Source organism: Nonomuraea sp. NPDC002799, assembly GCF_053592075.1.
Window position 1 is genome coordinate 1 of record NZ_JBSFVA010000125.1, and the last position, 2,193, is coordinate 2,193.

Here is a 2,193-nt window from a genome sequence, read left to right on the forward strand (position 1 = left end):
GCCCACTCCCGCTCCCTCCGCTGCGGCGGCCCCCTCGTCGGCCGCCGCCGCACCGGCGGCGTCGCCGCCCGCGAAGTTCGCCTCGGGCGGTGTCCGGATCTCCCTGGTCCGGCAGCTCTCCTCCGGCGACTACTTCCAGCAGTGGCTGGCCGGCGCCCAGGCCGAGGCCAAGGCGCTGAACGTCGAGCTGGAGGTCTCCTCCGGCGACGGCAACAACGACAAGCAGGCGCTCAACCTGGAACAGGCGGTCACCGGCGAACCGGACGCGATCATCGTCGACCACGGGTTCGCGCAGACCGTACAGCCCGCGATCAAGAAGGCGGTGGCCGCGAAGATCCCGCTCGTGGCCTTCGACGTCGACCCGGGCACGCCCGAGGCCGTCGCGCTCACCCAGGACGACCGCCAGATCGCCGAGCAGACGCTCGGCGCGCTGAAGGCCGACACCGCGGGGGCCGGCGAGGTCCTGTACGTCTACGTCGCCGGGTTCGCGCCGCTCGATCGCCGCAACGAGGTCTGGACACAGTTCAAGAAGGACAACCCCGGCATCAAGCAGGTGGCGCAGATCGGCGTGGTCAACTCCTCGACCGCCTCGGCCGTGGCCGACCAGGCCAAGGCGGCGCTGCAGGCCAACCCGGGGGTGAAGGCGGTCTTCGCGCCCTACGACGAGTTCGCCAAGGGCGCGGCGCTGGCGGTCAAGGAGCTGGGCCTGGGCGACAAGGTGAAGATCTACGGGGCGGACGTCTCCACGGCCGACATCGGCGTCATCACCGAGCCGGGCAGCCCCTGGGTCGCCACCTCCGCCACCGACCCCTCGAACGTGGGCCGGATCGCCGTCCGCGCGGCGGCGCTGCTGGTGGCGGGGGAGCAGGTGGACCGCGGGCTCACCGTGCCGCCGTCGCTGATCACGCAGAAGGGCCTGCGCGACGCGAACATCGCCAACATCGAGCAGCTCACCAAGGCCTTCCCCGGCCTCGTGACGCCGGACGTGGCCCGCGTGCCCTGGGTGGCGCCGTGACCTTCGCGGTCACGTCCGTCTCCAAGGTGTACGGCGCCACCACCGCGCTGTCCTCGGTCACCATGGAGGTGCGGCCCGGCGAGATCGCCGGGCTGATCGGCACCAACGGAGCGGGCAAGTCGACGCTCATCAAGATCCTCTCGGGCGCCGTGCGGCCGACCTCCGGCACGCTGTCGTCCGATGGGCGGCCCCTCTCCTTCGACGGGCCGCTCGCCGCCCAGGCGGCCGGGGTGCAGACGGTGCACCAGAACATCGACGACGGCGTCGTCTTCGGCGCCACCGTCGCGGAGAACCTCACCCTCGACCTCCTCGCCGGACAGGCGGGCGGCGGGTGGTGGGAGACCCGCCGCGGCATCCGCGCCGCCGCCGCGGCCATCGCGCCCGAGCTCGGGCTGCCGCTGGACGCGCCGGTCGAGAGCCTGCCCGCGAGCGCCCGGCAGCAGATCGTCATCGCCAGGGCGTTGTCGCGGCGGGCCCGCCTGCTCATCCTCGACGAGCCCACCTCGACGTTGTCGGTGGCCGAGGCGGACGCGCTCGTCGAGCGGGTGCGGGAGGTGGCGCGCTCGGGTGTGGCGGTGTTGTACGTGTCGCACCGGCTGGCGGAGGTCGAGGCGCTGTGCGACCGGGTGGTGGTGCTGCGGGACGGCGCGGTGGTCCGTACGTTCACCGCGCCGCTGGACCGGACCGCGATCGTGACCGCCATGCTCGGCAACCCCACGACGCCCGCCCGCGGCACCGCACCCACTCACAACGCCGCATCCGCCCGCGACGCGTCCGCCCACGAGGCCGCGCCCGCCCGCGACGCCCCTCCCGCTCGGGACGCCCCAGTGGGGTCGGCGGTTGGTGCCGAGCCGGTCGGTGCGTCGGACGTGCTGGCCGGGCGGGGGCTGCGGGCCATGCCCGGCGGCCGGGAGTTCGGACTGCGGGTCCGCGCGGGCGAGGTGCTGGGGGTGACGGGCCTGGTCGGATCCGGGAAGACGGAGCTGCTCGAACAGCTCGGCGGCGCCCGGCCGCTGGTCTCCGGCGCATTGTCGCTCGACGGCCGCCCGTACCGCCCGAAGGATCCGCACGCCGCGATAGCGGCGGGCGTGGCGTTCGCCCCGGAGGAACGGGCGGCGCAGGCGGTCGTGCCCGGCTGGTCCGTGCGCGCGCACATCACGCTGCCCAGGATGCGCGCC

General features: G+C 74.3%; 2 protein-coding genes. Both read left to right on the forward strand.

The window, feature by feature from the left end; genetic code table 11:
* Positions 1-1,015: substrate-binding domain-containing protein (locus tag ACWD0F_RS51970; RefSeq protein ID WP_449890553.1), on the forward strand; the 1,015-nt coding region annotated here is incomplete at its 5' end.
* On the forward strand, positions 1,012-2,193 hold a 1,182-nt coding region (locus tag ACWD0F_RS51975; RefSeq protein WP_449890554.1), incomplete at its 3' end, for an ATP-binding cassette domain-containing protein. The genes ACWD0F_RS51970 and ACWD0F_RS51975, both read left to right, overlap by 4 nt.